The organism is Balneola sp., assembly GCA_002694685.1.
Classification (GTDB): Bacteria; Bacteroidota; Rhodothermia; order Balneolales; family Balneolaceae; genus Gracilimonas.
Map to the genome: position 1 here is coordinate 324,283 of NZMW01000010.1, position 24,890 is coordinate 349,172.

The following is a 24,890-nucleotide window of genomic DNA, read 5'->3' on the forward strand; positions in this document are numbered from 1 at the left end:
TTCTCTGATATTTTGTATATTTGAGGCTTATAACTATTCGCCGGAACTAAGTTTTTTATGGCAAAAAAATTCGAAGAGATTAAGCAGTTAAGCTTCCCAAAATCAGAAGTAGAAACTCTGAATTGGTGGAAGAAGAACAAGATATTTAAGAAAAGCCTCCAAACGCGTGAGGATGGGATTCCCTTTACATTTTTTGAAGGTCCCCCTACCGCGAACGGTAAGCCGGGCATCCATCATGTGATGGCCCGTACGGTTAAGGATATGTTCTGCCGTTACAAAACCCTCAAAGGGTTTAGGGTAGAACGCAAGGCCGGCTGGGATACTCACGGACTCCCCGTTGAGATCGAGATTGAAAAAGAGTTAGGCCTTGAAGGTCGCGCACAGGTTGAGGAATATGGCATAGAAAAATATAATGCCAAGTGCCGCGAAAGTGTTCTCAAATACAAGGATTTATGGGATGAACTTACATCCCGAATGGCCTACTGGGTAGACCAGGAAAATCCGTACATCACCTTCGATAATAATTACATCGAATCAGTTTGGTGGGCATTCAATAAGCTATTCGAGAAGAACCTCGTTTACAAAGGATATAAAATACAGTGGTATTCACCGGGTAGCGGAACCGTGCTTTCTTCTCATGAAGTGAGTTTGGGATATAAGGAAACCCAAGATCCGTCTATTTATGTGAAATTTAAGGTGGATGGCGAGGAAGACACGTATTTCCTTGCCTGGACTACCACTCCCTGGACCATTGTTTCTAACATGGCGTTGGCCGTTAATCCCAATCTGGATTATGTAAAGGTTGGTCATTTTGATGAGACCTTTATCATGGCTAAAGATTGTGTAGAAGAAGTTTTGGGTGAGGATTACATCATTCAGGAAGAAATGAAGGGCTCAATGCTACTTCACAAAACCTATGACCCTGTTTTTGAATATGCTTTTGAGGAATATGAGAAATCAGATGCATGGAAAGTAATCCCTGCTGACTATGTGACTACTGAAGACGGAACAGGTGTGGTACACACGGCTCCTGCTTTTGGTGCGGATGACTTTGAGTCATGTAAAAAGTCTGACATTCCAATGTTTAACCCTATTGATGGAAACGGAAAATTCACCGAAAAAGCTCCTGATTTTCAAGGGCAATGGTTCAAAGAGGCGGATAAAGATATTGCCCGAGCCATCAAAGAAAAGAACCTCATGTATAAGCATGAGACGATGGTTCACAACTACCCGTTTGACTGGAGAAAGGGAACTCCGCTGATGTCCTATCCCGTAGAGTCTTGGTTTATCGAGACTACGAAGGTAAAAGACCGGATGGTCGAACTGAATAAAAAAATTAACTGGAAGCCGGAAAGCACCGGAACCGGTCGCTTTGGAACCTGGCTGGAAAATAATGTTGACTGGGCAGTTTCCCGACAGCGTTATTGGGGAACACCCATTCCAATTTGGGTAAGTGATAAAGATCCTGATTATGTAGAATGTATTGGGAGTATGGCGGAGCTTCGGGAAAAAGCCGGCCTGGAAGAAGATGCTGAAATTGATCTTCACCGCCCATTTATAGATGAATTGACTTGGGAAGGCCCTGATGGCGGAACCATGCGTCGTATCCCGGATTTACTGGATGTTTGGTTTGATTCCGGCGCAATGCCTTTTGCCCAATGGCATTATCCTTTCGAAAATGATCATGAATTCAGCTACAACTTCCCCGCGGACTTTATTGCTGAAGGGGTTGATCAAACTCGTGGTTGGTTTTACACCCTTCATGCACTTGGAACCATGCTTTTTAATGAGGAGGCCTACAAAAATGTAGTTTCCAACGGGCTGGTTTTGGACGAGAATGGCGAGAAAATGAGTAAATCTAAAGGAAATACCGTAGATCCTTTTGAGGTTATTCAGGAATTTGGAGCCGATACTGTACGCTGGTACATGATGAGCAATTCTTCCCCATGGGAGAATCTCAAATTCAGTCATGACGGGCTCAGAGAAGTTCAGCGTAAATTTTTCAACACCATTGTAAACACCTACTCTTTCTTCGCGATGTATGCGAATATTGACGGGTTCACTTTTTCAGGAACAGCAATCCCAATTGCGGATCGTCCTGAGATAGATAAGTGGGTGATTTCAAAGCTGAATTCAACCGTTAAAATGGTTGAAGAGCACTACGAAGATTATGAGCCTACAAAAGCCGCCCGTGAATTAGAGAATTTTGTAGAAGAACTGAGTAACTGGTATGTGCGCCGAAATCGACGTCGTTTCTGGAAAGAAGGAAACACACTTGATAAGACGGCAGCCTATCAAACACTCTATGAATGCCTGAGCAATCTCAGTAAGCTGATTAGCCCAATTGCGCCTTTTGTAGGTGAATGGCTCTATCAGAAGCTGAATGAAGTTACCGGGCAGGATGAAGAGTCGGTACATATTTCATTCTTTCCAACTGTGGAGGAAACAGCAATTAACAAGGCGCTGGAACACAAAATGGAAATGGCTCGCCTGATATCATATATCGTATTGAGGGTTAGAAACCAGATTGAAATGAACGTTCGTCAGCCACTTGCAAGAATTATCCTCCCAATCAAGGATGAAAGCGAACGACAAGCCATTGAGTCGGTTCGTGACATAATATTAGAAGAGGTGAACGTTAAAGACATCCAGTTTGTGGATGACGACTCTGGAATAGTTCGTAAGTCAGCGAAACCTAACTATCCTGTTTTAGGTAAGAGACTCGGACCAAAAATGAAGGCAGTTGCCGCGAAAATTGGAGAGCTTTCAACGGAAGAAATTACGAACTTTGAGAAAGAAGGCTGGATTGATTTAGATGTTGATGGTGAAACTATTCGTATCGACTCTGAGGGCTTGGAGATCGTAAGAACCGGTCTTGAAGGCTGGACCGTTGAAACGGAAGGCGGCTTAAGCGTTGCTGTTGACACCGATCTGAGTGAAGAGCTTGTTCAGGAAGGTATTGCCCGTGAATTTGTGAACCGAATTCAGAATATGCGTAAAGAGGCTAATTTTGAAGTCACAGATCGTATTTCTATCGGTTTTACCGGTGCGGACAAAATCAAGGAAGCCGTTGTTTCAATGAGTGACTATATTAAGAAAGAGACACTGGCGGAAGAAATTCAAATCTCAGAATTAGAAGTTTCAGACTTCACAAAAAACTGGGAAATTGGAGAGGAAGAGTGCACCATCTCCATCCGACGAAATATTAATTCATAACTAAGCAGCTATGGCTACTAAAGATTCAAATAACGACGAAAGAAAATCTCCATACAGTGATGAAGAGCTGGAATATTTCCGTGAAATCATTATCAAAAAAATGGAAGATGCCGAAGAAGAGTTAAATGCTTTACAGCGAACACTGCGCGAAAGTATGGAAAATGCTTCGGATGAATCCGCTTATTCATATCACATGGCTGATGCAGGAACCGATGCTCAAGAGCGTGAAAAAACATACATGCTTTTTAATCGAACCCGCAAGTTTGTGAAATACTTGGATGACGCGCTCAAGCGCATCGACAATAAAACCTATGGTGTTTGCAAGGTGACCGGCAACAAAATTGCCAAAGGTCGTCTAGAAGCTGTGCCTCATACCCAGCTTAGCATCGACGCAAAACTTAAACGCCGATAATCCAGACGGTTTGACCCAAAAAAAACTGCTCGCTTTATTTGCTCCGGCTACTATCGTGCTGGTTATAGACCAGATTACGAAATGGATGGTTCGGACGACTCCTGAACTGCAAAACAAGGTCCTCATTGAAGGATGGCTACAGTTCTATTTTACCAAGAATCCTGGGATGGCTCTGGGTTTAGATTTTATTTCTACACCCGTGATAAGCACTATCGCGATCTTAGCTGTTTCCGGAATTCTGATTTATATCTTGAAAAGCCTGAATGAAGCCAGCTTGGGCTACTTGGTTTGTATGGGATTAATTATAGGTGGTGCTTTCGGGAATATCTCTGACCGGCTTTTTATGGCTTTGATCATGGATTATGGAGGAATGCTGGATGGCCACGTCGTAGACTTTATCTACTTCTCTCTTAAAATTGGCGACTGGACCGTTTTTCCTTATATCTTTAATGTAGCTGACATTGCTATTTCGTGCTCCATTATTGTGCTTCTGATATTCAATAAACGATTCTTTATTGAACCGGAAGCTGAAAGTGATTCTGAAGCAGAACCTGAGATGGAGCTTGATGAACCAGCCAAAGACCCTAAAGGAATAGTTTAGTTAACTGAAGAAAGTCTTTTTATTCTTTTTCGAAAGGATATTTTTGAGCGGAAAAATCGAAATTATCTTCAATTTCAACCTGATCTACTATTTCCAGCCCAAAGCTCTTTATCCCAATTCTCTTGACGGGGTTGTTTGTCATTAGCTTTAGCTTTCTGATACCCAGGCTGCGCAGAATCTGAGCTCCAACTCCGTAATCACGGGTGTCTCCACGGGGACTGATATCTTCCTCATTACTTCCAACTTTGCCCTGCTGCAAGGCCTTGAGCGTTTTGAGCTGATTTACTAAAACCGAGCCGCGCTGATTTCGATTCATATATAAAACTACACCCTGTCCTTCGCGTTCAACCTGTAGCATGGCTTGATGAAGCTGCTCACTTGTATCTTTATTTCGGGCTCCGAAGATATCTCCAATCAAATCTGAAGAATGTACTCTTGTAAGAACTGGTTCTTCTTTGCTCCATGTTCCTTTAGTAAGTGCAAGGTGAATGTCTCCGGTTAGTTTCTCTTTAAAAGCCCGGAGACTAAAATCTCCATACATAGTCGGGAGATTAACATCCATAACTTCGTGTACTAACGACTCATTTTCATTGCGATAGGCGATCAGGTCTTTAATGGTTATGATCTTCATCTTGAAATCATCAGCCATTTTTATGAGATCAGGTACACGAGCCATTTCGCCGTCATCCTTCATGATTTCACAAATAATGCCCACGGGTTTTAAGCCTGCAAGTCGGGCAAGGTCGATAGCAGCTTCGGTATGTCCGGCACGTCGTAATACTCCGCCTTCAGCAGAGAGCAATGGAAAAACATGCCCCGGTCGGCGAAAGTCTACGGGTTTGGAATTATCGCTGGCTAATTCTCGAATGGTGTTTGCACGATCTGCTGCCGAAATCCCGGTAGTCGTCTGTCGTTTATGATCTACTGAGATCGTGAAGTTTGCCTCATCAGGGTCGGCTCCTTCCTGCACCATATGGCGAAGATGGAGCTTGTCGGCTTTTTCTTTAGTGATGGGGGCACAGACTAAACCCCGACCATGGGTAATCATCAGGTTAATCGCTTCGGTAGTCACCATCTCTGCAGCCATGAGGAAATCACCCTCATTCTCACGGTCTTCATCATCTATAACAATGACCATTTTGCCATTCTTGATTTCCTGAATGGCTTCCGGGATGGAGTTAAAGTGAAATTCCTGACTCATAGTGTTTTATTGAATTTAGTGTATGATTCAACTAATTGTCATCCTGAACCATTGGGAAGTCAGATTATGAACCATTTTTTAACGCGAAGGATTTCAAATTCATAACGATGATATTCATCAAAGTATGAGACTCTTTGCGATGACTTTCTTCTCTGAAGATCTAGCGGGCGCAAAGAGCGAAAACATTGAAACAGTACTTAATCTTTATCCTGCTTATTCGGATTTACGTCAGAAATCGCTGATTTTAGCATGCGGATTTTTGTTCCACTGTGAACATCAACAAGAAGTTCGGTTTCTTCAATTTTATCAACAATGCCGATGATACCTGAAGAAGTAACAACTTTGTCACCCTTTTTCATCCCATCAACTTTTTCTTTAATCTCTTTTTGGCGTTTGCTCTGTGGGCGGATAATAAAGAAGTAGAAAACCAGAAATATAGCACCAAGGAATACCAGGTTGATGATGCCGGCACTTTCGTCGCCGGGATTTCCCATAAAAAATAAAGGTAGAAATTGCATAGTCATTGATTAGTGTGCGGTTATCTTTTTGCATGGAAAAGATACAAATTCCTACACTCAATGACGATATAAAACCTTTTCTATAAACCGTGTGCCAATTCCATTTAGGGGAACAGAAAGCCAGAGCACTTCTGTAATGTAGAACCCTAGCTAAACAAGGTCTTAAGGAATTTTTGGTGCTTCTGCTTATTCTTAACGATGAGTAATGGGATACCGAAAGAATAATAGGTCATCTTGTCAATGAAATCATCCCGCAGGATACTGGTAATTTTTTTATCTGACTTCGAACCAACAATGATTAAGTCAGCCTGATTGCGAACCGCTTCATCATATACTTCATCGCCAACCCGCCCTTCTTTATGAAGTGTAAGAGTGAACTTCACATCATCGGGGAGATTATTCTCTTCAATGAACTCATTTTTTTGCTCTTCAATGTGATTGCGGATCTTTTTAGTCTCATCCTCACTTGGCATGTAAGGGAAAAATTGCGATGGGTATTTAAAAACATGTTGTGCCCGCACAGAACCATTTTGTGATTCTACCATATTTCGAGCCAATTTAACGGCATTAGCAGATTGCGGAGAAAAATCGACCGGCGCTAAGATGGTTTCCATTGCATACCGGCTGTTCTCGGTTACAAATAATATAGAAGAAGGGACGTATTTGACAATTCGGCGAGCAATAACCCCTTCACCAACATATCCGGTTTTCTTACCCATCAACATCAGATCAGGATCCATGGTTTTCATCATTTCGATGATTTCGTCAGTGGGACGGCCTTCCTTAATAATAAGTCGGGTTTCGATGTCAGAGTTTTCAAAATGCTCATCGACTTTGTCTGATAGTTCTTTTCGAATAACATCCTCAAAATCATCACTGTTTTCAATTTCAGGAAATAAATCCACCATCTCTTTTGCGACAGAGCCTGACTCCACAACATGTAAAAATGAAATGGTTTTAGGTTCAATTACCGAGGTTAAAAATTTGGTATATCCAACAAGAATATCATCCATCTTGGATAAGTCTAAGCATACAAACCAATGGTCAAACGAATTCATAATAGGACTCCTTTACTCTTGTTCTTCTTTTTGTTTCTTGATCGCTTTTTTGACAATCTCTTTATAATCGTCTCGATCCTTGTCTTTTATTTTTAGCTGATTCTCTTTGTACTCGCGCCTCAACCCCTGGTATAAACTGTAACACATCACTAACAAAATAAGGGCGAAAGGCAGGCCGGTACTGATGGATGCGGTCTGTAAAGCATTTAGTCCTCCACCAACTAATAAAATGGCAGCAACTAATCCCTCGGTTTGAGCCCAGAAAATCCGCTGCCCAACCGGAGCATCAAGTTTTCCACCACTCGTTAGTCCATCAATAACCAATGATCCGGAATCGGAAGAGGTTACAAAGAAACTGAGAATCAATACGATGGCGATAATAGAAGTCACCATCTCCAGAGGAAACTGCTCGAGGAATACAAAAAGTGCGGTAGCTACATTATCATTTACCGCATCTCCAATATTTCCTATGCCAGCCATTTCGAGGTTGATGGCAGAACCACCAAAAGCAGACATCCATAAAAAAGTGATGATACTTGGAACAATAAGCACGCCAAGTATAAATTCTTTAACGGAACGGCCTTTTGAAATTCTGGCGATAAACATCCCAACATAAGGAGACCAGGATATCCACCAAGCCCAGTAAAAAATAGTCCAGGAACTTTGCCAGTCGGTATCAGAGTAAGATTCAGTCCAGAAGCTAAACGTACTGACGGAACTTAAGTATCCTCCAAAGTTTTGGATAAAGGAATCAAAAATGAAAATAGTAGGCCCAACTAATATCACAAAAACCAAGAATAGGGCTGCAATCCGAATATTCATTTCACTTAAAACGCGGACTCCTTTGTCAATTCCGAGAATAACAGATCCGGTTGCTACAGCCGTGATGGCTATGATAATACCAACCTGCATATAGATATTATCCGGTAACCCGAAGACGTGATCGAGGCCGGCGCTGACTTGTAAAACACCGAGCCCAAGGGAAGTAGCCAATCCAAATAAAGTGGCTAGTACAGCCAGGGTGTCAATTACATCTCCCATCCATCCCTTAATGCGATCACCAATAAGTGGGTGAAACACAGATCGAAAAGAAAGCGGAAGGTTTCTGTTAAAGGCAAAGAAACCGAGTGAAAGACCTACAATCGCATAAATTCCCCAGGCATGAAAACCCCAGTGGAGATAGGTTAAATTCATAGCTTGCTGTGCAGCCTCGATTGTTTCTCCTTCTGCCATAGGTGGTGAGAGGAAATGGAAAATCGGTTCAGCAACACTCCAGAACATAATACCAATACCCATTCCTGCACTAAAGAGCATTGCAAACCATGCCATCGTGCTGAAATCGGTTTCGGCATCCTCCCCACCTAAGCGAATATTTCCAAACCGGCTAAAGGCGATGAATAAAGAGAAGATGAGGAAAATGTTAACGGAAATGATGAAAAACCATCCTCCTGCATCAGTAATAGCTGTTTGAACAGCACTAAAAATTGATTCAGCTTGATCTCCCAGTAGCAGGGTGGTTACGATCATGGCTGTAATAAGAATTACAGACGGCCAAAAAACAGGCTTATGAATGTCGAAATATTTGTTAATCCCGGTTTTTTTACCGGTGTCCTTTTCATTACCGCGAAGTGCCATAAGATCTTATTTAATAATAATTAAAATTAGATATTCCGGTTAGAGAAGTCGTTTCAAGTATCTAACCACGCCCTTTAGAAATAATATCCGATATTGATATTGAAGCGGGTGTTAAGTCGTGGGTCATTTGAACCTTGTGCCAAACCGGTTCCAAACTGATCGGTTAGCCAGGGGTGATTAAGTCCCGAAGCTATATCGAAGTAAACATACATATCCCCCATAGAGGCCAGAACGCCCAAAACATTTTGGTGGGTATCGTTGAACCCTGAAGCTGCCTTATCGAAATAAGTATAGTCATCATAGAAATTCAAGTTTGAAACCGGGCCAAAGTCAACATCCCAAGAATAAGCGATCCCCAATGTATAGATATTCATTTCAGAAGCCACGGCATAGGGGTCTCCATAAGCAGCCATGTATAAATAATCTACACCCTGCCCTGCATCGTTAATTACCTGATGCTCCATGAAAGCGTATTGAGCTTTAACATTGAAGTTTCCGTAGTTGCCATCCAAATGAGTAGCTAAAGCGATGTGTCTTTTAGTTTCTTCTTGCACCGAGTTATACAACCCGCCAAACTGGGCCGAAACCCCAAGTTTTGTGTTGTTATTGTTGTGGGCAAAGTCATAAGTATATCGCAGATTAAATTGATTTTTCTCCTGATTAGACTGGGGGATTTCATTGTCACCAAGTACATAATCCCAAGGTTTGTCTCCGGTAATTGGGATAATATCGTATGAGTAACGGCCGGAACCTCCAATTCCAAAAGAAGCAGATCCGTAAGCCGGACCGGAAGGCTCTGGCTGCACAAAGTAAGCCGCCATGAGAGTCCAGTTATCTTTGGAGTGAGTCAGCTTAAAGCCCATGTCGTGATCATCTTCAAGACCTACATAATACCCTCCCTGAAACCACCAGTTATGAGAATTATACTGAAGATTACCAAAGGGCACCTGCGTAATTCCAACTTGAAGATTGGTCCGCTCAGAAAAATTATAGTAGAACCAACCCTGCTTTATAAAATGGGTATTGAAAGTGGGATAGAATCGATACTCAAAATTTATCCCTACACCGTCTTTTTCACCGTGGACATTGATTCTCCAGGTGTCAAAAGTAAACTGGGTGTCGTTAGGGTTTTTGTCACCCCCATAATCTGTATGAAAGAAGTTGAGGCGGAGGGCGCCTCCAATGTCAAGAAAGTCATCAGATTCTTCGGATTCCTGCGCCTGCAGACTAAATCCAAAACTTGTTAAAGAGAAAAAGAGAGCAGAGAAAACAATCTTTTTTAGGAAAGATAGTGGCAAGTCCATGATTTTATACAAAAAGTTAAAATTTTGAACGAAGATTAACTTAATAAAAACATTAACTTATTGCATAGCGCTATCTTTAAGTAGCAATCAGGGGCTTTATTAGTATGGATTATTACCCATGAAATTTCTTCCCTTCTTTCGCATAATCCACTAAAATTTGGGCGGGTTTGAAGCGCGGGCCAAACTTGTCAACGTAACTATTCAGTCGGTCGACTACATTCTGGACTCCTTGCTGATCGATATATCGGAAAGGCCCACCAAGGAACGGCGGGAAGCCAAGACCGAGAATAGCACCCAGGTTTCCATCGGTTGGATATTTTAGAATGCCTTCTTCCAGACACCAGGCTGCTTCATTGACCATGGTCAAAGCCATACGAAGCTGAGCCGTTTCCTTATCAGGATTAGTTCTGTTTGAGCCTCCAAAGTATGAGTAGATTTCGGTATTCACTTCCTTCTTCTTTCCAGAAGAGTACTTGTACATTCCTCGTTTATTCTTTCGGCCCTTAAACCCGGCTTCCAGAAGTTCATCGGCCTTATTTGTGGATTCCACTCCTCGTTCTGCAAACATAGGCGCCATAGTTTCGGCTACATGAGCACCAACATCGATTCCCACTTCATCAAAAAGGGCCATTGGCCCTACGGGATAGCCGAAGTCTTTCATTATCTTGTCCAGGAATTCGATAGAAGCCCCTTCTTCGAGAAGAGTCAAAGCTTCGTTCATATAAGGAGCTAAAATTCGGGTGGTGTAAAAGCCGGGGCCGTCTCCAACCACAATCACATTCTTGCCCTGTTTCACCCCAACCTGAAAAGCGGTTTGAGTAACCCAGTCAGCTGTATCTTCTGTGGTAATGATTTCAAGCAGAGGCATTTTTTGTACGGGAGAGAAATAGTGCATCCCAATGATATTCTCTGGTCGTTTTGCTCCTTCTGCTATTTTAGAAATAGGTAATGATGAGGTGTTAGAGGCAAAAATGGTATGATCAGGAGTTGAAGACTCGATCTGTTTAACGATGTTTTTCTTGAGATCCAGATCTTCAAATACAGCTTCAATAACCACATCTACAGAATTAAATCCATCATAGGAGTCTACTCCCGTTACTTTGCTTGCCGTTTGATCTCTTTCAAATTCCGAGATGATTTTCTTATCTGCTTTTTCATTTAGGGATTTCCAGATTTCCTTTTCTCCCTGAGCAGCATTCTCAATGGTCTGATCTTTCAATAGTACCCGATAATCGCCCTTATCTACGCTTACTTCCGCAATGCCTGAACCCATTAATCCAGCGCCTAATACACCGATTTTTTTAACCGGCTTAACAAGGTCCGAGTTTGGGACTTTCTTGGATGCGTTCATACCAAAGAACAGATTCACTAAGTTTCGGGATTCTTGAGTTGCACCAAGTTCCCCAAACAGAACCGTTTCATTCTCCAGACCTTTATCGATTCCATTTTTATATCCGTACTCAACGGCATCTATAATTTTAGGCGGAGCGGGATAGTTGCCTTTGGTCTGACCGGCTGTTTTCTTACGTGCCTGAGAAAAGATGATTTTTCTTCCCAGCGGATTTCCTTCAAGAATCTTATGCATTAAAGGTCTTTTGTCTTTCCGGTCAAACTTACCGTCTACGATTTTGTGTACACCCTTGATAGCAGCTTTTTCGATAGCGTCTTTATGAGTTACTTCATCAACCAATCCCATGCGTTTAGCCTGCCGGGTGTAGATGTTTTTACCGGCCAGCATATAGGGAAGGGAGTTTTGTAACCCAATCAATCGGGGAAGGCGTTGAGTTCCTCCGGTTCCCGGCAGAATCCCAAGTTTCACCTCAGGAAGGGCAAAAATTGTCTTTGAGCTATCAGAGCAAACCCGATAATGGCAAGCTAAGGAAAGCTCAAGTCCGCCACCCATACAGCTTCCATGAACGGCTACAGCAATTGGTTTTTTGAAGTCAGCAATTCGATTCAGGATTTTATGTCCGTCTTTACTGAGTTGCTCTATTTCCTCAGCCGTATCCCGAGCCTGAAACATGTCAATATCTGCCCCGGCTATGAAGGTGTCTTTTTTCCCGGATATCAAAACGGCTCCAATCAGTTCGTCGTTTGCTTCCAGGACATCGAGAAAAGTGGAGAACTCATCCATCATAGATTCATTGAGTTTATTCACTTTTTCACCCGGCAAATCCAGCGTGATGATGGCAACAGAATCTTTATGTGTGATGTTTAAGTAGCTCATGGTGTTGAGTTTAAAATGTGTTTTTAGATTAGCGCCTGATTTCGAAGCCCAAACTTCGACCTCTCCAAACCTCTCCTTCGCAAGGAGAGGCTTTTTCTAGTCTTATAATAGTTTCGATATATGTTCATGGTTACGAGTTTTGTCAACGCGTCTTTCTCCTTGATAAGGAGAAAACAAAAGAGGTCGAAAGTTCTGGCCTCTTATTAAAATTAGTTCCGATACCTCTCCAGTACTATCGCATGCCCTTGTCCACCGGCAGCACATGCAGAAACCATTGCAAAGGTGCCATCTTCATGTATGAGGCGGTTAGCGGCCGTAGTTACAAGCCGTACGCCGGTTGCTCCGAAAGGGTGACCTAAAGAAAGCGAACCTCCCATAGTGTTCAATTTATCCATAGGGATCTCGCCAACTTTCTTGTCCCGGTCTAATGATTGTTTAGCAAATTCGTTAGAATTCAAGGCTGTTAATACCGAAAGGACCTGTCCGGCAAAAGCCTCATGTAATTCAATGACATCCATATCAGTGAGGGATAGATTCATGGCATCCAAAGCTTTTGGAATGGCATAGGCTGGGCCTAAAAGAAGTTCTTCTCCCGGATCTTGTGATACAAAATTGTATTCCCGGATGTATGCTTTTGGCTTGAGCCCCAGCTCCAGCGCGGTTTGTTCTTCCATAATAAAACTGGCAGAAGCGCCATCAGTTAGGAAAGAAGAATTACCTGCGGTAACAGTTCCGTGGGGTTTTATGAAAGCCGGGCGGAGTTTCCCCAATTTCTCCATAGAGGTATTTTCCCGAAATCCATTGTCGGTTTCTACCACATTAAATTTTGGAGGGATTTTAGCGGGGATGAGTTCCTGATCAAGCAAACCCTCCTTTGTGGCCTTGGCTGCCATTTGGTGAGAACGAAGCGCATACTCATCCTGATCCTCACGGCTCACTCCAAACCTTGCAGACATACGGTCGGCACTTTCCCCCATCACCTCTCCGGTTGAAAACTCAGCAATAGCCGGTAATTCAGGAAGAAAGTCTTTAAACCCCAGTCCTTTGAAAAATTTCAGAAAATCTAGTGGAGATTTATACTTGCGGGCCTCTAACACTTTTTGGCGGAATTTCTTTTTGAAACGCACTGGGATATCTGACATAGTCTCTGTACCCGCGGCCAAAATAATTTTAGCCTGCCCGGATCGGATTAAATCGACCCCGCTGGTAATGGCTTGGTTGGAGGATATACACGCCATAGTAGTAGTAAAGGCCGGGACAGAGTTTGGGATACCCGCACCAAGAGCACTTTCGCGCGCAACATTACTGGTTTTAACTTCCTGAATTACGGTTCCCATTATCACTCGATCGATAGTTGCAGGGTCAACGGCATTACGAGCCAGCAGGCCTTCAATAGCCATTCGCCCCAAGTCGTAAGCCATGAGGTCATTATAGGTGGTTCCTGAGCGTTGGAAAGGGATTCTGCAGCCATCAACAAGGACGGCGTTGAAAGAATGTTCTGAATTGTTCTTCATAGAATAAGGCTGATTTGTTTGCCTTAAGTTAACAGTGTTAACTAATAAATCAAGATCAGTTGTCTTTTTTCTTTGTCAGAGATAGAAATGTTCTTATATTTGTCGCCCTTCGAACAAGTCGGGCGGTTAGCTCAGTTGGTTTAGAGCACCTCGTTTACACCGAGGGGGTCGGGGGTTCGAGTCCCTCACCGCCTACTTTACAAAAAGCTTCTCAGAAATGAGGGGCTTTTTTTGTTTTAGCTAATCTCTGCACTTTGGCTCTCACCGCTACTATGCAAATAGTTTTATATTTATTAGTTTGGTTGAATGAGAATTCAATACCGGCTATTTATTATTTCACTTGTACTGGCTGTCAGCTACGGATGTGAAAAAGAGAGATCCATCGAGTTGGAAAACGTTGCCCGTTTTAGTATTGAGGAAGCAGACCCAATCACCATAACAAAAGATAGGTCTTACTTTGGGGCCTTACATTCTACAGTAAAGAAGATTGGAGATGTAGCGGTTGATTCAACCGGCAATGTGTACATGGTGGATGAATACCGAAAAAGGATACAGGTGTATAATTCTTCCGGATTAAATATTGGAAGTATTGGGAAGGCCGGTGGTGATCCTGGGGAGTTTCTGAAGCCGGGTAAACTCACCATTGGAGGGAACACGCTGTACGCTTACGATGAATCTTTGTACAGGGTAAACAATTATGATTTGGATCGTTCGGTATTCGAAGATTTCATACAATTGAATGTTGCTGACAGCCTAGGAGTGGACTCCCTTCAGAATACGGTTCCAAAACAGTTTTATGTAATGGCGGATGGCAACTATTTGGTGGCTTTTCAAAAAGTGAATGCTCCGGACGATCGCTCCCTTCATTTTTATAAGGTAAATACAGAAGGTGAAGTTATATCTGATCAACTGATGACCTTTAAAAGCAAAAGCCTGTATATAGATAATACCATGACCAATCAGGTGATTATGATGCTGCCTTATGAAAAGGAAACGCTGTTAGCCACCGACTCACAAAACAACATATACACCCTGAACACGGAAGATTTTCTGATTAAGGTTTGGGATGCGGAAGGCAAGTACTTGCGAGCCTATGAGTATCCCTTTCAAAAGAGAGATTTAGAGGAGTCGGACGTGGTCGAGATGTTTACAAATGTATTTCAAAGGCGTGCAATACGGGGGGCCGAGTTACCCTCTGAATGGCCTGCTGTGGCACGTTTTCTGGTTGATGATAAAGACCGATTTTGGGTAGCCACAATCACCGAAAACCTTGAAAACTATCGCTGGTATGTGTTAGAGAATTCAGGGGAAGTACTGGGGACTTTTGATTTTCCCCGGAAGTCAAAAATAAAGACGATTCAGGCTAATTACGTCTATGCCGTAGAGTTAAATAGAAGATACTATTCCGAAGAGGTAGTGAAATATATAGTAGAGTTTTGAAAAATCTTTAGCCTATCTATAAACACTCTTTTATCAAGTATAAATAATGGGATTCCTCATTTCATGATTTATGATTATATTTAAAAATGATATTATTATTAAAAAAGTGATTTTCTCATGGATATTAAATTTGTTAAACGAGATAATGTAAAGTCTTCCAAGAAAAGGACTTCTAAATTCAAGCCTCTTTTAGATGCCATCGAAAAGTTGAAACCGGGTGGACAAGCCGTAGAAGTGAGCTACACGAACGAGAAGAACATCAATTCGATGCGAACGGCTGTTTACCAATTTGGCAAGAAAAATGACTTTAAGGTTAAAAGCCGAAGGGACGCAGACAATAAGAAGATTTATTTTTATCGGGATAAGTAGGTAAAACAAAATTTCGGGTTTCGGTTTCATTCGGTACATTCTATAGAAGTTAAATATCATACCGTTATATGAGCGTTATTACCGATAAGAGAAAGGATTCTATCCCAAGAGAGGAGTTGTCAAAAAAGAACTTATTACGGCACTTTAAAGATGTTCGGGCATTTAGTAATTACTTAGTTGAGCCACTAGAGACTGAGGATTTTGTGATTCAAGCGTCCGAGTTTGCCAGTCCTACCAAGTGGCACCTTGCCCACACCAGCTGGTTTTTTGAGACTTTCGTGCTCGAAAAATTTGAAGATGGCTTTGAAAGTCTTCATCCCCAATACGCTTACTTCTTTAACTCATACTATTTGCAAACCGGTGTTCCATTTACCCGGGCAAAACGGGGAGTGTTATCACGCCCTACGGTTAAGGAAGTTTTTGAGTATCGGCAGTATGTGAATGAGCAATTAGAACTATTTATAGAGTCTGCTTCTGACGGCGTTTGGGAAGAAGCGGCTAAAGTGGTAGAAATTGGGATTAATCACGAGCAACAGCATCAGGAGCTTATTCTTACAGATCTGAAATATATGCTGGGCCAAAACCCATTGCTCCCGGTTTATCGTGAATTAAAAAAAGAAGCAGCTCCGAAAGCAGAATCCATTAATTGGATTTCTTTTGAAGAACAAATCACAGAAATAGGAAATGTGGGTGATGAGTTCACGTACGATAATGAACACCCTCAGCACCGGACATTAGTTCAGGACTTTAAGCTGTCCGATCGGTTGATCACAAATGGGGAATATCTTGAATTCATGAATGAGGGAGGCTATTCGGAATCTAAGTTGTGGCTGGATGAGGGATGGTCAGCCGTGAATAATAACGAGTGGAAGGCTCCGCTTTACTGGTTTAAAAGAGATGGAAAATGGATGCAGTTTACCCTTTCCGGAGCAAGAGAAATTGATCACAATGAGCCGGTTACGCACGTGAGTTATTATGAAGCGGATGCGTTTGCGAGATGGAAAGGGGTAAGACTTCCCACCGAACAAGAATGGGAGCACGCTTGCGGAGATTTAGAAATAGAAGGAAATTTTGTTGAGAAGGGAAGTTTTCATCCTGCGGGTGTTGAATCATCACCCCAACAGCTAAAGCAGATGTATGGTGATGCTTGGGAATGGACTATGAGTGCCTATGCTCCCTATCCAAACTATAAACCTCTGCCGGGAGCTTTGGGTGAATACAATGGGAAGTTCATGGCAAATCAGTATGTGCTTAGAGGAGGATCTTGTGCAACTTCTCAAACACATATCCGCAAAACCTACCGTAATTTCTTCCATGCAGATGCTCGCTGGCAGTTCAGCGGAATTCGCCTCGCCAAATAAATAATCGAGTAATAAATGATCGGGTAAAGACATCTGTTGGTATAGTACATCCGAAAATCATCTACACAATAAATGACCAAAGTTGAACAGAAAAGCGTAATGCTTGATGAAGTACTGGAAGGGTTAAGTCACCCACAGAAAATGCTCCCCAGTAAGTTTTTTTATGATGAACGGGGATCTGAGCTTTTCGATGAAATTACGGAGCTAGAAGAATATTACCCGACCAGAACAGAGCGAACAATTCTATCTGAAAATGTATGTGAAATCGGTGAGTACCTAGGGGATGAAGTTGCACTTATTGAGCCTGGCAGCGGAAGCAGCGATAAAACCCGAATTCTTCTGAATAAGCTAAGCAACATTTCGGCCTATGTGCCTATAGACATTTCCGGGGACTATCTGTTTAAAGTGGCGGAAAACCTTCAGGGCAAATACCCGGATATAAAAATTATCCCTCAACAAGCCGATTATACTTTTCCTTTTGATTTGCCTGAAATTGATCCTTCACTCAAGAAGGTAGTTTTCTTCCCCGGATCCACCATCGGTAACTTTAAGAGGGATACGGTGAATCGATTCTTAAGTGTGGTAGCAGATATTATTGGATCACAGGGAAGCTTTCTGATTGGGGTTGATCTGAAGAAAGACGTAGATATTTTACTGGCCGCCTATAATGATTCGAGAGGTGTTACGGCAGAGTTTAACAAGAACATTTTACGACACATTAACCGGGCGTTATCTGCTGATTTTGATCTCGATAGATTCACTCATAAATCAATTTGGGACGAAGAAGAAGGTCGTATTGAAATGCACCTTATCGCTAAAGAAGCTCATGAAGTAAATATAGCAGGAACATCAATCTCATTTGAGAAGGGGGAATACATTCATACCGAAAATTCCCATAAATATGCTCTTGAAGAATTTTCGGAAATAGTATCTCCTTGGTTTGAAGTGATGAAAGTGTGGACGGATGAGGATAATTTATTCAGTCTTCAGTATTTGGAGCCTAAGTAGTCAATTTTAGTTTACACTGAAGCTCGTCATTGCTCAGCACGGCGAATATCCCGAGCCGTATACTCCGACCTCTCTAAATCTCTCCTTCTCAAGGAGAGACTTGTCCTAATCATTTAACAGTTACGATATATGTTCATGATTATAAATTTTATCAACGCGTCCTTTTTAATATTGAAGGAAGCTTGTGCTGAACTTGATTCAGTAAAGACAGAAGAGGTCAAAAACTCAAAAATTATTCTTCAACACCAGCCCATTCCAGGTATTTTTGCCTGACTTCTTTCACATGCTCATCGATGGTTTCCCGGGACCAGTCTGAGGTATCGATAGGCGGGTAGATATGGGCATTTATGGTTCCGCTTTTAGCGAGAAGAGATCCGCCGAGACTCAACTCCTGATTGCCTTCAAAATAAATAGGGACGATAGGAAACCCTAAATCTACAGCCATGTGGAAAGCTCCTTTTTTAAAAGGCCCGATTACGCCCGGGTGTTTTCTTGATCCTTCCGGAGCCACCATGATTGAAAGGTTATCACGCTTTAATCGGTCATAGGCACTTTGAATACGCCGGATGGCTTTTTCACTTTGTTTGCGCTGAATGAATACCTGCCCGGTTATCCTTCCAACAATAAAAAAGAGCGGATTGTACTGCAGCTCCCACTTGGCAACAAAACGGATGTGTGGCATACCAAGGGCAATCATAGTAACGAGATCTAAAGTAGAGCTGTGATTGATGGTATAGATCACAGAAGGCTCTACCGGTTCTCCATGCTGAATAACGTTAAACTTGATGCCGAGCGTCCACAGCACAGGATAGGCTATAAAAGGACCGAAATTTTCAATGGTGAAGTTGGTGGCTTTCCCGAAAGAGACAATCAACAGAAAAGCGATAAGGGGTGTGGAAATGGCAAACATGATGAAAAACACGATTACCGCTAAAAAGCTTCGAATGTATTCTATAGGAGTAAGAGAGGTTGCCATAGGATTTATTTTGATCCGAATATAGGGCAAGGAAAGCTTGCCTGAAAATCGGAAATGGAATACGAGTTCTTTTCTGTATAGTTTTGTGCGGAAATGAAAGAGGCTATGCAAAAGGAAGTTCAAGACAATATATCACTGGAACCGTTCAACCCCGTTTGGTGGGCATGGAATGCGCATGTACATACTATTGTAGCGTCACAGTTTTCAAAAGTAGCAAAGCCGGAGCATAAACGGATTGAGATTGAAACTCCTGACGACGACTTCCTAGAAATTGATGTTAGTATAGAAGATTCAGACAAACCCATTGTTGCTCTTTTTCATGGACTGGAAGGCTCTACCGACCGCTACTACATTGGCAACCTGATGGCGGATTTGAAGAAAGCCGGGTACTCATCAGCGGCACTAAATTTTAGGGGATGTGGAAGCCGTATGAATAATCAGCCTCGATTTTATCATTCCGGAGAAACACAGGACTACCGTACTTTTTTTAAATGGATTTCAGAAACCTATCCTGACAAAGAGATTTTTGCCGTTGGGTTTTCATTAGGAGGGAATGCTCTGGTGAAGTATCTGGGGGAAGAGGGCACCGACAGCAGCGTTAAGCGAGCAGCTGCTGTTTCTCCACCTTACGACTTGAAAGAAGGATCGCTGAGGTTGAACCAAGGGTTTAACCGGCTTTATGAAATCAACTTCCTAAAAACACTGACTCAGAAACTGGATGAAAAAAGCCAAAAGATGCCAATACCCGAATTCACTGGCTCTTCTATATATGAATTTGACGATCAGGTAACCGCCGAGCTTCACGGCTTTAATGGGGCTGATGATTATTATCGCCAATGCTCCAGTAAGCACTTCTATGAAGGGGTGAAGACAGATCTATTGGTCATACACAGCAAAGGAGATACGCTGTGTCCATTTGAGTTTGCCCCGTTTCAGGTAATGAATGATAACCCCTTTGTGCGGACATTATTTACGGATGAAGGCGGGCATGTTGGGTTTTTGAGTAATCCCGAAGGCTGGCTTTTTCGGGTGTTAATTAAGTGGCTTGATAGAAACAAGATGTGATGGAGTTTGTCATCCTGAGCATACCTGCGAAGGATCTCAAATTCTAAGAGTCAGCTGTTGAAAGTGATTGTAGATCCCTCGTGAAATGCAGAGAGGCTTTTTATAGTATTTTCACTCGGGATGACAGCCTCTAAAACTTAATAACCAACCCATTACTCAGCTCATACGTCCAGTTGGGAATGTCGATAACCGGATCGGCATCATAAGAAGCGGCAAACTGAACACTCAGGGAAATATGCTTATTAATCTTGACCTGCAGCTGAGTTTCCAGAATAGAACGCGCCTCGAAGAACTCTGATGGGCGGGCTTGGTAATAACCTATCAGTAAAAAAGAAGTTTGAGGATTTAAGATACCTCGTAATGAAAGGTTACTGGAGCTCTTTATGTATTCATTTTCAACAAGAGGGAGTCCATCTTCTTGCCACTCTTCATACTCGGCCATAACTGATGATGAAAAGCTTCCCTCCCAGCTATCAGAATTGAAGAGAGTATATCGGAAACCGGCTCCGGCCAAAAACCGGTTCTGTAATCCCAGGTTGTTGTTGTATTGATACTGCAGAAAGAGTTCGGGCGAAATTCTGTTTTCTCTCACAAAGGTAGATCTTAGATGACTATATCCGCTGCTGATAACGGAAGCCCCGTCCAGATTTACCAGTTTCAGTCGGTTTAAGAACAGGTAGGCATGCTTTTCAGAGAAAAAAGAAATATTGGTGTTGTTGGTGAACTGCAGCACCTGATCATCATACTGGCTAAGCGAAAGATTAAAGTTGAGCTGACCATACCAGCCTGAAGTATCAGCATCGGCGCGGATGCTTTCTACATTTAAAAGCTGAGCCTGAGCGAACCCCGATGAAATAAAAATGATAATAAAGCCGAGTAATAAGTGCTTAGCGTGCTGGATCATTTATAAAAGAATAAAATGGAGGTATCAATTTATCACTCAAAGGTACGACATCTCTAAAAGTTCCAATAAGTATTTATTGATCATTCTGATTCCCATTAAAAAGCTAAACGATTCGTATCTTCAGGCTGTTTATACGATTCACTTACTCAAATTATTTAACTACAAGAAAAGACATGGTTATCATCATTGGTGCAGGTCCCATAGGGCTTGCAACGGGAATTGCACTTCAGGAAAAAAATATTCCATTTAAAATTATTGAACGAGGTTGTCTGGTGAATTCGCTTTTTCACTACCCAACTAATATGACTTTCTTTTCGACTTCGGATAAACTCGAAATCGGGGATATTCCATTTATTTCACACGGACCAAAGCCAACCCGTGCCGAGGCGCTTGAGTATTACCGAAGAGTGGCGGAGTATTATGAGCTTCCAATCAACCTGTATGAAACGGTTACCTCGATGGAAGGTGAGGATGGCAACTTCACCGTAACCACCGATAAAGAGGTGTACAAAGCAGAGAAGGTAATTGTAGCATCCGGTTTTTACGGTCAGGCTAACATGATGGGTGTGCCGGGAGAAGACCTTCCTAAAGTGAAGCACTATTATGATGAGCCACACCCTTACGCTTGGCAAAAAGTACTGGTGATTGGCGGTGGAAACTCCGGGGTGGATGTTGCCCTCGAATGCTGGAGAGGTGGTGCTGATGTAACCATGTTGCTGAAGTACGATCAGATTAAACCCACGGTGAAATACTGGGTAAAACCAGATATCGAAAATCGAATTAAGAATGAAGAAATCCCGGCTTATTTTAATTCTGAAGTAAAAGAGATTCGGGAAAAAGAGGTAGTCATTGATACTCCGGATGGAGAAGTGATTCTGGAGAATGATTTTGTACTGGCCATGACTGGTTATCACCCCAACTTCGAGCTGATGGAAAGTTTAGGCATTGAACTTACCGATGATGAGAAATGTATGCCGGTTCATGATGAGGATAGCCTCGAGACCGAACGGAAAGGCGTTTATGTAGCAGGAGTTGTTTGCGGGGGAATGGATACCAGTCGGTTGTTTATTGAGAACTCACGCGTTCACGCTGATCAGATAGCGAGTCATATTCAGGAGAGTTTGAAGGGGTAAGTTGTCAGCATTCAGACTTTAGCTGTTAGCTTTTTCTGGTCATTTCATTAATAGCTTCTAAGCCGCATTGTCATCTTGAGCGCAAAATCATAAAATTAGGTTTGGGGTGGAAGACGCGAAGGATCTCAAATTATAGTCTGGCTTGTATCTTAAACTTTGAGATCCCTTGTGTACTTACGAAGATTCCTTTCCGGTTCACTTTTCACTCGGGATGACAGCTTTACTCCTTATAGGTTTCAAACTAAAAAAAGCCTTCAGTTTTCACGCTGAAGGCTTTGGAAGGACAAAATTCTCAATCTTAGGTTAGAATTCCCACTTTACCTGGAATAAGAAGTTGGTTCCTGCTTGTGGGTAGTAATAATTGAAATTCACAGGGTCGCCATCCTGTAACCATCCGAAGGTATAACCATTGGTCTCATACTCATGGTTGAAAATGTTATTCACCTGCAGGGTAGCTGTTATCCCTTCAAACAAAGGCACTTGGTTAAAGGCATAGCTCAGCCTTACATCATTCACAAAATAGGGATCGATGGATCGGCTTTCGGTTTCTGTGTTATCCAGGTATTGGCGAGAGACATATTTAGAAACCAGTTCAGCATTAAGTCCACCTTTTTTATATCCGATTACACCGTTTGTAATAACTGATGGTGAGAAGGCGATGTCGGTATCTTCATAAACCGTTTCCTGCTGACCCAGAAAGTTGAAACTGGCATCATATTGATCGGTGAATTGTGTGTACTCAACAATTTTATTCTGACTGAAGGTAGCATTAGCTGAAAGACTCAGATACTGACCCAGGCTTACTCCACCCTGAAGCTCTACACCTACACGATAGCTTTCCGGCACGTTCTGGCGTACAATTTCACCAACATCATTAATGGCTCCCGTTGGGACCAGCTGATCTTCGTAGAACATTCCATACAGATTTGCTCCAAGGAAATAGGAAGTGAAATCGCCACGATATCCGGCTTCTACGTTATACAGCTTTTCGGCGCTAGGTCTGCTGTCCGGTGTTGAATTTACGTACTCATCGCGGGTAGGTTCTTTCCCTCCTACACCAAATGAGGCATACGCTCTTTGTCCGTCATTCAGGTTATATACCAGTCCGAACTTTGGATTGAAGAAGCTGAGGTTGTCTTCCTGTCTTAATGAAACCAGATTATCCTGAACATTCGGTGGTGTTCCTGTTTGAACGATATCGTTTCCTAAGAATTCATAATTGATGGTACGCACCTGAAGATCCAGATAGGAGTTCAGCTTCTCGGTGAGCTGGTACTGAAGCTTACCGTAGAGATTGAAGTCTTTCTTGATACCATCATTGTCATAATACCGGTCATTATTTTCACTGTCTCCGGCATAGCGGGCCCAGATAACTTCCCCAAAGTGGGCGCCATCATAATAGCTGTATCCACCACCAAAAGTTACATTCCAAGTGTCAGATGGTGCGTATCTTGTGGCGAAAATGGTCCCGTAATAATCATTGTCTAACCAGCGCCGGCGGACTAAATCAGATTCGGTAGGCGTTCCGGGTTCAATGGTACTTATGCTATAATCGGCCAGGGATTCTTCGGCTTTATATTCTTCATAATACCCGAAACCCTTGGTATAGAAAGCCGAAATATTAGCATTCCAGTTTTCTTGCAGCTGGTAGGAATAATGTAGCTGGTAGTAATTCTGCTGATAATCATCCACCTGATCTTCGTAAGGCTGGCCGCTTTTTTCAGTTCCTGCCTCGTTAAAGGTGCGGTTATTTTCCAGCACACTTTCTTCGATGCCATACCAGGCCTGATAGGTGATTTCTTTTCCTGTGAAAACATCAGCGCGAAGCAAACTGCGTTCTCCATGATGAGAAGCTGATAAGAAATAAGAATCCAAATCAGAACTCGCACGGTCGATAAAGCCATCGGAGTCAATTTTGGAAAGGCGGCCTTCAAATTGCCATCCATTTTCCATCAACCCCGAGCCCAAACGGACATTGTATTTCCGGGTGTTGAAGGAACCAATTCCGGTATTAATTTCACCAAAAGGTTCGGGCGAAGAGGAGCTGGTTTGCAGGTTGATGGTTGCCCCAAAAGCACCGGCGCCATTGGTAGATGTGCCTACTCCACGCTGGACCTGAATATTTTCGATGGACGAAGCCAGGTCAGGTAAATCAACCCAAAAAACTCCATGGGATTCTGCGTCATTAACGGGGATACCGTTGATGGTTACGTTAATTCGAGCCGGATCAACTCCACGGATTCGAATACCGGTGTAACCAACGCCGGCTCCGGCATCAGAAGTGGTGGTTACAGACGGAGTGTTCTGGAGTAAATAAGGAACATCCTGACCTAAATTTCTGCGTTCAATTTCTTCCCTGTCAACATTAGTAAATGTGATAGGAGAAGTCTCATCGACCCGAACGGCGCTTACAAAAACATCGTCGCCTATGTAGGTTTCCGGATAAAGGAATAACTCCAGGTCTTGTTTTTCATCGGATACATCAACTTCTAAATCTTTGTAGCCAAGAAAAGTTATCAGTAGCTCTTCTTCTCCATTCTCAGAAAGCTGTAGCTCAAAAGAGCCGTCATCTTGTGTTACGACCCCTCGGGTAGTTCCTTGCTGCCGTACGGCTGCACCGATTAATGGGTCTTTGGATTGAGCGTCAAGCACTGTACCTGTAATGGTTTGTGCTTGAATATCAGGTGAAAAGAGTAGTGGTATTGTAAATAGAAAAGCAGCGAATGCTGATTTCCTTAATAAGAATAGATTAAACATAATCCTCCATTTAAAACTTCATGATTAATGGAGGAGGTTAACTTGCGTAACTGTGCGGTAAACAGGTTTCCCTACGCCGGTATTATCCGGTTCAGGTATTAGGGTGTAATCTCAGCCCGCTATGCAAGCACCCCCAACCTTGGTTGTGAATTTCAAGATACGGAGGATGTTTTGATAATGTAAATCAAAAA

Annotated in this window: 19 protein-coding genes, 1 tRNA gene and 1 riboswitch; of the genes, 10 read left to right on the plus strand and 10 right to left on the minus strand. The window is 42.5% G+C overall.

Annotated features, from left to right (window positions below):
* The first annotated feature begins 57 nt into the window (after window positions 1–57).
* Genes CL667_11115 through CL667_11125 form a run of 3 tightly spaced genes read left to right on the plus strand, consistent with a single transcriptional unit; the run spans window position 58 to window position 4,229 of the window.
* Window positions 58–3,216 carry an isoleucine--tRNA ligase gene (locus CL667_11115; protein MAL18252.1) on the plus strand — a complete coding sequence of 1,053 codons (3,159 nt, stop codon included), beginning with the start codon at window positions 58–60 and terminating at the stop codon, window positions 3,214–3,216.
* Between the two features lie 10 nt (window positions 3,217–3,226).
* Entirely contained in the window at window positions 3,227–3,628 is a 402-nt protein-coding gene (locus CL667_11120; GenBank protein MAL18253.1) for a molecular chaperone DnaK, read from the plus strand.
* Window positions 3,629–3,638: 10 nt separating this feature from the next.
* Entirely contained in the window at window positions 3,639–4,229 is a 591-nt protein-coding gene (locus CL667_11125; protein ID MAL18254.1) for a hypothetical protein, read from the plus strand.
* 19 nt (window positions 4,230–4,248) lie between these two features.
* On the opposite strand, the gene ribB is transcribed toward CL667_11125, so the two are convergent.
* The 7 genes from ribB to CL667_11160 form a co-directional block, all read right to left on the minus strand.
* A complete protein-coding gene (gene ribB, locus CL667_11130) occupies window positions 4,249–5,430 on the minus strand; it encodes a 3,4-dihydroxy-2-butanone-4-phosphate synthase (protein MAL18255.1) in 1,182 nt (393 codons plus the stop codon).
* A gap of 197 nt (window positions 5,431–5,627) precedes the next feature.
* Entirely contained in the window at window positions 5,628–5,948 is a 321-nt protein-coding gene (yajC, locus tag CL667_11135) for a preprotein translocase subunit YajC (protein ID MAL18256.1), read from the minus strand.
* Between the two features lie 146 nt (window positions 5,949–6,094).
* Window positions 6,095–7,006 (minus strand): hypothetical protein, encoded by a 912-nt coding sequence (locus tag CL667_11140; protein MAL18257.1) that lies wholly within the window; start codon window positions 7,004–7,006, stop codon window positions 6,095–6,097.
* A 12-nt stretch (window positions 7,007–7,018) separates the two neighbouring features.
* A complete protein-coding gene (locus CL667_11145) occupies window positions 7,019–8,641 on the minus strand; it encodes a choline transporter (protein ID MAL18258.1) in 1,623 nt (540 codons plus the stop codon).
* 74 nt (window positions 8,642–8,715) lie between these two features.
* Entirely contained in the window at window positions 8,716–9,939 is a 1,224-nt protein-coding gene (locus tag CL667_11150; protein MAL18259.1) for a hypothetical protein, read from the minus strand.
* 118 nt (window positions 9,940–10,057) lie between these two features.
* Window positions 10,058–12,172 (minus strand): fatty acid oxidation complex subunit alpha FadJ, encoded by a 2,115-nt coding sequence (locus CL667_11155; GenBank protein MAL18260.1) that lies wholly within the window; start codon window positions 12,170–12,172, stop codon window positions 10,058–10,060.
* Window positions 12,173–12,381: 209 nt separating this feature from the next.
* Complete coding sequence (locus tag CL667_11160; protein MAL18261.1) at window positions 12,382–13,686, minus strand: acetyl-CoA C-acyltransferase; 1,305 nt, start codon at window positions 13,684–13,686, stop codon at window positions 12,382–12,384.
* Between the two features lie 120 nt (window positions 13,687–13,806).
* Between CL667_11160 and CL667_11165 the strand changes: the two genes are divergently transcribed.
* The 5 genes from CL667_11165 to egtD all read left to right on the plus strand — a co-directional run bounded on the left by CL667_11165 (window position 13,807) and on the right by egtD (window position 17,864).
* Window positions 13,807–13,881: transfer RNA gene (locus tag CL667_11165), tRNA-Val, on the plus strand.
* A gap of 111 nt (window positions 13,882–13,992) precedes the next feature.
* The gene (locus CL667_11170; protein ID MAL18262.1) at window positions 13,993–15,126 is read left to right on the plus strand and encodes a hypothetical protein; all 1,134 of its coding nucleotides are present in this window, start codon (window positions 13,993–13,995) and stop codon (window positions 15,124–15,126) included.
* 117 nt (window positions 15,127–15,243) lie between these two features.
* Window positions 15,244–15,495 (plus strand): hypothetical protein, encoded by a 252-nt coding sequence (locus CL667_11175; protein ID MAL18263.1) that lies wholly within the window; start codon window positions 15,244–15,246, stop codon window positions 15,493–15,495.
* Between the two features lie 77 nt (window positions 15,496–15,572).
* Window positions 15,573–16,856, plus strand: coding sequence for a hypothetical protein (locus CL667_11180; GenBank protein ID MAL18264.1), 1,284 nt, complete (start codon window positions 15,573–15,575; stop codon window positions 16,854–16,856).
* Between the two features lie 99 nt (window positions 16,857–16,955).
* On the plus strand, window positions 16,956–17,864 hold the full coding sequence (egtD, locus tag CL667_11185) for an L-histidine N(alpha)-methyltransferase (protein MAL18265.1): 909 nt from the start codon (window positions 16,956–16,958) through the stop codon (window positions 17,862–17,864).
* A 232-nt stretch (window positions 17,865–18,096) separates the two neighbouring features.
* Here the strand turns inward: egtD and CL667_11190 are convergent, their stop codons facing one another.
* Window positions 18,097–18,840 (minus strand): 1-acyl-sn-glycerol-3-phosphate acyltransferase, encoded by a 744-nt coding sequence (locus CL667_11190; protein ID MAL18266.1) that lies wholly within the window; start codon window positions 18,838–18,840, stop codon window positions 18,097–18,099.
* A 93-nt stretch (window positions 18,841–18,933) separates the two neighbouring features.
* Between CL667_11190 and CL667_11195 the strand changes: the two genes are divergently transcribed.
* On the plus strand, window positions 18,934–19,905 hold the full coding sequence (locus CL667_11195; protein ID MAL18267.1) for a hypothetical protein: 972 nt from the start codon (window positions 18,934–18,936) through the stop codon (window positions 19,903–19,905).
* Window positions 19,906–20,035: 130 nt separating this feature from the next.
* Here the strand turns inward: CL667_11195 and CL667_11200 are convergent, their stop codons facing one another.
* Window positions 20,036–20,809, minus strand: coding sequence for a hypothetical protein (locus CL667_11200; protein MAL18268.1), 774 nt, complete (start codon window positions 20,807–20,809; stop codon window positions 20,036–20,038).
* A gap of 173 nt (window positions 20,810–20,982) precedes the next feature.
* Here CL667_11200 and CL667_11205 point away from each other — a divergent pair, with 173 nt between their 5' ends.
* On the plus strand, window positions 20,983–21,942 hold the full coding sequence (locus tag CL667_11205; GenBank protein MAL18269.1) for a hypothetical protein: 960 nt from the start codon (window positions 20,983–20,985) through the stop codon (window positions 21,940–21,942).
* A gap of 303 nt (window positions 21,943–22,245) precedes the next feature.
* On the opposite strand, the gene CL667_11210 is transcribed toward CL667_11205, so the two are convergent.
* Complete coding sequence (locus CL667_11210; GenBank protein ID MAL18270.1) at window positions 22,246–24,699, minus strand: TonB-dependent receptor; 2,454 nt, start codon at window positions 24,697–24,699, stop codon at window positions 22,246–22,248.
* A gap of 51 nt (window positions 24,700–24,750) precedes the next feature.
* Window positions 24,751–24,844: riboswitch (TPP riboswitch) on the minus strand.
* Window positions 24,845–24,890: the final 46 nt, after the last annotated feature.